General features: G+C 69.1%; 6 protein-coding genes. 2 read left to right on the top strand and 4 right to left on the bottom strand.

Annotation, left to right across the window (positions count from 1 at the left end):
* Positions 1–2,220, bottom strand: a 2,220-nt coding sequence (locus K8V84_RS05010; RefSeq protein ID WP_304071009.1) for a vitamin B12-dependent ribonucleotide reductase, incomplete at its 3' end; no start/stop codon positions are given.
* Positions 2,221–2,319: 99 nt separating this feature from the next.
* Complete coding sequence (gene nrdR, locus K8V84_RS05005; RefSeq protein WP_304071007.1) at positions 2,320–2,835, bottom strand: transcriptional regulator NrdR; 516 nt, start codon at positions 2,833–2,835, stop codon at positions 2,320–2,322.
* A gap of 696 nt (positions 2,836–3,531) precedes the next feature.
* Between nrdR and lexA the strand changes: the two genes are divergently transcribed.
* Complete coding sequence (gene lexA, locus K8V84_RS05000) at positions 3,532–4,185, top strand: transcriptional repressor LexA (RefSeq protein ID WP_304071015.1); 654 nt, start codon at positions 3,532–3,534, stop codon at positions 4,183–4,185.
* Positions 4,186–4,285: 100 nt separating this feature from the next.
* Positions 4,286–5,377, top strand: coding sequence for an alpha/beta hydrolase (locus K8V84_RS04995; protein ID WP_304071012.1), 1,092 nt, complete (start codon positions 4,286–4,288; stop codon positions 5,375–5,377).
* 6 nt (positions 5,378–5,383) lie between these two features.
* Here K8V84_RS04995 and K8V84_RS04990 read toward each other — a convergent pair whose 3' ends face one another.
* Together K8V84_RS04990 and K8V84_RS04985 are read right to left on the bottom strand one after the other, a co-directional pair.
* Entirely contained in the window at positions 5,384–6,040 is a 657-nt protein-coding gene (locus tag K8V84_RS04990) for a hypothetical protein (protein ID WP_304071004.1), read from the bottom strand.
* A partial coding sequence (locus tag K8V84_RS04985) for a hypothetical protein (protein WP_304071002.1) occupies positions 6,037–6,564 on the bottom strand: 528 nt, incomplete at its 5' end. The genes K8V84_RS04985 and K8V84_RS04990, both read right to left, overlap by 4 nt.

The raw sequence follows: 6,564 nt of genomic DNA, 5'->3' as shown, positions 1-6,564 counted from the left end.
CACGGAGAACGAAGTGGTCTCGCTGGGCCGCTTCTTGGGCAGTCGACGGCGCACCGGTCGGGGCGTCTCGGCCACCTCGACCCTCTCCGGCGCGGCCTTCTCCTCGCTCTTGCCGGTGGACAGCGGCTGGCCGACCTTGCAGTTGTCGCGGTACACCGCGAGGGCCTTGAGGCCCGAGCGCCAACCCTCGTAGTAGATGTGCTCGAAGTCGGCGACCGTGGCCCCCTCGGGCACGTTCACCGTCTTGGAGATCGCACCGGACAGGAACGGCTGCACCGCGGCCATCATGCGCACGTGGCCCATGGGCTCGATGTAGCGATGACCCATGGCGCAGTCGAACACCTCGTAGTGTTCGGGCCGCAGCGAGGGCGCGTCCACGACGTGGCCGTTCTCCGCGACGAACTCGACGATCGCCTCGCTCTGCTCCTCCTGGTAGCCCAGGTTCTTCAGCGCCCGCGGGATCGCCTGGTTGACGATCCTCATGGAGCCGCCACCGACCAGCTTCTTGTACTTGACCAGTGAGAAGTCCGGCTCGATGCCCGTGGTGTCGCAGTCCATCATGAAGCCGATGGTCCCGGTGGGCGCGAGCAGCGAGGCCTGGGCGTTGCGCCAACCGTTGCGCTCGCCGACCTTGAGGCAGTCGGCCCACTCGGCGGTGGCCGCCGCGTGGATGGGCTTCTCCAGGGTGCCCACGGTGCGCAGGTCGTCGTTGGCCGCGGCGTGCTTGCGCATGACCCGCTTGTGGGCCTGCTCGTTGCGCTTGTAGCCGTCGTAGGTGCCCACCACGCCGGCCATCTCGGCGCTGCGGCGGTAGGCGGTGCCGGTCATCAGCGAGGAGATCGCCGCGGCCACCGCGCGGCCGCCGTCGGAGTCGTAGGCGTGCCCGGTCGCCATGAGCAGCGCGCCCAGGTTGGCGTAGCCGATGCCCAACTGACGGTAGGCGCGGGTGGTCTCACCGATCTTCTCCGTGGGGAAGTCGGCGAAGGTGATGGAGATGTCCATCGCCGTGATGATCAGCTCGGTGAGCCGGGTGAAGTTCTCCACGTCGAAGGAGTCGTCCTCGCGCAGGAACTTCAGCAGGTTGATCGACGCCAGGTTGCACGAGGAGTCGTCCAGGGACAGGTACTCCGAGCACGGGTTGCTCGCGCTGATCCGCCCGGTCTCGGGGTTGGTGTGCCAGTCCTGGATGGCGCCGTCGTACTGGATGCCGGGGTCGGCGCACTCCCAGGCCGCGCGGGCCATGCGGTGGAACAGGTCCTTGGCGTCGACCGTGGCGACGACCTCACCGGTGGTGCGGGAGGTCAGCCCGAACTCGGAACCGGACTCCACGGCGCGCATGAAGGCGTCGGAGACCCGTACGGAGTTGTTGGCGTTCTGGTACTGGACGCTGAACATGTCGTCGCCGCCCAGGTCCACGTCGAACCCGGCGTCGCGCAGGGCACGGATCTTGTGCTCCTCGCGGGCCTTGGTGTCGACGAACTCCTCGATGTCGGGGTGGTCGACGTCCAGCACTACCATCTTGGCTGCCCGGCGGGTCGCGCCGCCGGACTTGATGGTTCCGGCCGAGGCGTCGGCGCCGCGCATGAAGGAGACCGGCCCGGAGGCGGTCCCGCCGGAGGAGAGCAGCTCCTTGCTGGAGCGGATACGGGACAGGTTCACACCCGCGCCGGAGCCGCCCTTGAAGATGATCCCCTCCTCCTTGTACCAGTCGAGGATCGACTCCATCGTGTCGTCGACCGACAGGATGAAACAGGCCGACACCTGCTGGGCGGAGGTGGTCCCGACGTTGAACCACACCGGGGAGTTGAAGCTGAAGTACTGGTTGGCGAGCGCGTACTTGAGCTCGTGGTCGAAGATCTCGGCGTCCTCGTCCGAGGCGAAGTAGCCGCTCTGGAGGCCGGTCTCGGTGTAGACGCCGACGACGCGGTCGATGAGCTGCTTGAGACTCCACTCGCGGTCGGGGGCGCCGAGCGCGCCGCGGAAGTACTTGCTCGCCACGATCTGAGTGGCGTTCATCGACCAGGTGGTGGGGAACTCCACGCCGCGCTGCTCGAAGTTGACGCTGCCGTCACGCCAGTTGGTCATGACGACGTCGCGGCGTTCCCACTCGAGGGTGTCGTAGGGGTGGACTCCCTCGGTGGTGAAGACGCGCTTGATCTTCAGCCCCTTGGGACCCTTCTTCCCCTTACGACTCGTTGAACCGCTGGTGGTCTCCGTCATGACGCTCCCCGAAGTGTCTGCTGTGCGCGGGCCGGCTGTGACCGCGCGGGTTCTTGCCGTCGCTGCGGTCTCGGGCGGTTTCGGTGAACGCCCGGGCCGCTATGAGGCGGTGTCGGCTGTGGGCATGGCCGGGTCGGAGTCCTCTCCCGAGCCCTCCTCGGACCCGCCCTCGCGGTCGGTCCGCAGGCTGGCGATCTCCGCTTCGAAGTCCGCCAGGCTCTCGAATCCCCGGTAGACGCTGGCGAAGTGCAGGTAGGCGACTTCATCGAGGTCGCGCATCGGGCCGAGGATGGCCAGCCCGATCTCGTTGGCGGGCACCTCCGCCACACCACGGCCTCGGATCTCCTCCTCGACCTGTTGGCCGAGTTTGGCGAGGGCGTCCTCGGAGACGGGCCGCCCCTGGCAGGCCCGGCGCACCCCGGCGATGATCTTGGTGCGGCTGAAGGGCTCGGTGACCCCGGAGCGCTTGGCGACCATGAGCAGGACGGTCTCCTGTGTGGTGAAGCGTCGCTCACAGACCGGGCAGGAGCGGCGCCGCCTGATCGCGGAACCGTCGTCGGTGGACCTGCTGTCGATCACCCTGGTGTCCGGATGACGACAGAACGGACAATGCATCCTGGTTCACCTGCTTCCCTGTACCCGAACCACAACCCTTGAGTCTACCTAACCACAACTTCTAGGTATATGCCTCATTGGCAACACCAGATGTTGTGGTCGAACCTAGACCCCAGGGGCACGGGTCGCAACACGCCCATGGGCGTGTTCCTCAAGTGGGGGCTCAGGACCCGCCTCGACCGGGGAGGAGGGCTCGAAACGGCGGGGGTCGCCTCCAAGGATAAGGGGAGCGCACCCGGCGAGACCCCCTTCGGCGCGCGTTCCACACGTGAGGAATCCCTTGCCCGGCGGGCGTTCCGGCACCCGCCACGACCTACGAGGAAACGACCCGGAGCCACCTGGGGCGAACCACCGGGAAAGCCGTTTTCCGCATTCGACGGACACCGGCGCGGGAACACGTGTACACACTTAACCGAGGGTCATCGGAAAAGCCCGCCGAAAAGGCGGAGTCGCCGACCTCGGCCGATCGAACGCTTGTTTGATATCACCGTGTGCAACGACTAATCTTGGCCTTGATTTCCCGCCGGTTTCGCCGTCTCGCCCACCCTCGGGACGACGGACCCGGTACCGGCCACCCGAACAGGCCCTGACCGAACCGAACGCCGAGGAGGCCCGGCCGTGCCGGAGGACAACACCGAGGTCGTCGACCCCGGAAACACCACCGTTCTTTCGCCCGTAGGTGACACGGGCGGTGCCGTGCCCGAAGCCCCCAAACTGACCGCGCGCCAACAAAGCGTTCTCAACTGCATCCAGCGTTATGTGCGCGAGCGCGGTTTTCCGCCGTCCATCCGGGAGATCGGCGACGCCGTCGGTCTTTCCAGTCCCTCCAGCGTCGCGCACCAACTCAAGGTGCTCCAGCGCAAGGGCTACCTGCACCGGGACCAGAACCGGCCGCGCGCGGTCGAACTGCGCGCCCCCGGCCGGGACACCGGACAGAGCATCACGCCCGAGGAGCTCACCGCAGACGCCACCCGGGCCGCCTCGGTACCGCTGATCGGACGGATCGCCGCCGGTGGTCCGATCCTGGCCGAGGAGTCGGTCGAGGACGTCCTGGCGCTACCGCGTCAGCTGGTCGGCGAGGGTCGACTGTTCATGCTGACCGTGGTCGGCGACTCCATGACCGACGCCGCCATCACCGACGGCGACCTCGTGGTGGTCCGCCAACAGCCCACCGCCGAGAACGGCGACATCGTCGCGGCCATGCTGGACGACGAGGCCACCGTCAAGGTGCTGCGTCGTGGGGACGACGGCCACGTGTGGCTGATGCCCCGCAACGACGCCTACGAGCCCATCAACGGTGACGACGCGACCATCCTCGGCAAGGTCGTCACGGTCATGCGCCGCGTCTGACCCCCTCGGGCGACGACGGCCGTCCCGCCCCGGCCACGCCCACCAGGGCAAGGCCGGGGCGGCGCGCAAGGGCACGGCCGATACGCTGAGGGGCGTGTCCATTCCTGCCCGCACCCCCGTCGTCTCCGGCCGCCCGCGACGCCGTGGCCGCTCGACCGCCGTGGTCGCCGCCCTCACCCTGCTCGTCTCGGCCTGTGGCCCCACCGAGGAGGAGGGCCCCGAACCTCCGGGGGTGAGTGGCACCGAGCGCGAGCTCAGCTTCGAGGGCGGCGGATTCACCGTCGACGGCACGTTCACCTCACCTGGGGAGAGCGGCTCCGAGAACGCGGTTCCGGGCGCGCTCATCATCTCCGGTAGCGGCCCCACCGACCGGGACGGCAACAGCGCCGGACGCCCCGAGGCCGATACCAACCTCAACCTGTCCCGGGTGCTGAGCGAGGCCGGGGTGGCCTCCCTTCGCTACGACAAGCTGGGCAGCGGCGACCCCGCCACCTTCGACGACGAGGTGAAGGACGCCCTGGAGGAACCGGTGGACCCCGGGGTCTTCGACGCCCAGATGGCCGCCGCGTACGCGGAGCTGATCGAACAGCCCGAGGTGGACCCCGAGCGCACGATCGTCGTGGGTCACAGCGAGGGCGCGCTGTACGCGCTACGCGCGCACGAGGTGCTCGACGGCGCCGAACCCGCCCTGGTACTGGCCGCCCCTCCGGGAACGCGCATGCTCGACGTCATCGACCGTCAGCTCTCCGAGCAGGTGCGGACCGCCGAGGCGCAGGGTTCCCTCAGTGAGGCCGAGGCCGTGCGGATGCTGTCCCACACCCGGACGGCGCGCGCCGCGATGCGGAACGGCCGAGATTTGCCCGAGGGGGACACCACGGGTCTGTTCGCCCCGGAGAACCAGGACTTCCTCGCCTGGATCGACGCCTTCGACCCGCCCGAGCTCGCCGCCGGGTTGCCCGAACGGACCCCCGTCCTGGTCCTTTGGGGTGATGAGGACTCCCAGATCACCCGAGATGAGGTCGACCGGCTGATGGAAGGTCTGGAGGGCGCCGAGCGGGTGGACCTGGCCGGGGTCGACCACGTGCTGCGCGAATACGACGACTTCCCCGGAGCCGCGGTGTTGGACGCCGACCGACCGTTCTCGCCCGGGGTGGCCCCGGCGGTGACGGAGTTCGTCGAGGGTCTGTGGTGAGACCGCTCAGTCGGTCTCGTTCACTTCGATGCCCTCGGGTAGTTCCGCCACGATCGACCTGACCAACCGCTCGGATTCGGCCGCGGCGTCCTCCCCTGCGACCGACCCGACGGCGTCGTAGTCGGTGGAGGCGGTGTAACAGGACTCGAGGTAGAGGTTGGAGACGCGCACTCCGGTGCAGCCGACCTCGAACGCGCCGATCTCCACCCAGGTCAGGGCCTCGTCACCGAGATCGTCGATCGGTCTCGGGTCGTTACCCGCCGCGGTGGCTTCCAGGGTGTCGGCGGCGGTCTCGTCGCCGCCCTCGACCGGGGCGGCGACCAGCATGAGCGTGGCCGCGGCCGGAACGGCGGTTCCGCCGTCCTCGGGGGTGGCCCAACGACACTGCCATCCGGTGCCGAAGGTGTCCTGGGCGCTGCCGACGGTCTCCTCGATCTCGAGTTCATGGTCGGGCACGAGTTCGGTCAGGACCTCGGTCTCGCCGATGGCGCATTCGGGGGCGGCCTCGTAGGCGCCGTGCTCGGCCCCACTCCGGAGCAGGTACCAGATCAGCCATCCGGTGACCGCGACCGCCACCAGCACGAGCACGACGAGGAGGACGACCGCGAGGGCCCGGCTCTGCGGCGGAGGCGCTCCGGGGTCGGTCTCGTAGGTACCGCTCACAGCGCCTCACCGATACGGGTCGCCACGTCCACCGCGGTGTCTCGGGCGTCCTCGAAGGAGATGGGGTCGCCGTCGGACTCTCCGGTGTAGGTGACCCGCACGAACAGGTTGGTGGTGTGGAAGGCGAGTTCGGCGGTGCCGGGGAGCTGTCCACGCCAGACCTCTGCACCGGCGGCGCCGGGGAGTTCGACGGCCTCGCCCCGGGCCGGGGCCATGGCCTGGTGGGCCATGGCCGCCGCCTCGTCGCCGCTGACGGCGGGTTCGGCGGAGGCGTCGGTGAAGCGGGCGGACAGGTCCACGCGCAGGATCGTCCCGTCACCGTCGGTCGCCCCGGCGGTGCTCCACACGCACACGGTGTTCTCCCCGCCGTTCAGGGGACCTTGGTCGTCGGTCTCCAGGACGGCTCCGGGCAGCACTTCGGCGAGCGTGTCCTCGGGGACCGCGGCACACGTGGGGGCGGCCGTGTGGGTGTCGTCGCCACCGGGCAGGTCGGGGTCGTCGGCGGTCGCCCACATGCCGCCGCC

Source organism: Nocardiopsis listeri (assembly GCF_020741345.1).
Lineage (GTDB): Bacteria > Actinomycetota > Actinomycetes > Streptosporangiales > Streptosporangiaceae > Nocardiopsis > Nocardiopsis listeri_A.
Note: the sequence above shows the minus strand (reverse complement) of the source record. Positions and strands in the feature narration are given on the sequence as shown.

Bases quoted from the DNA above. Each gene is read 5' to 3' on its own strand.
- nrdR (WP_304071007.1), bottom strand. From the start codon at position 2,835: ATGCATTGTCCGTTCTGTCGTCATCCGGACACCAGGGTGATCGACAGC.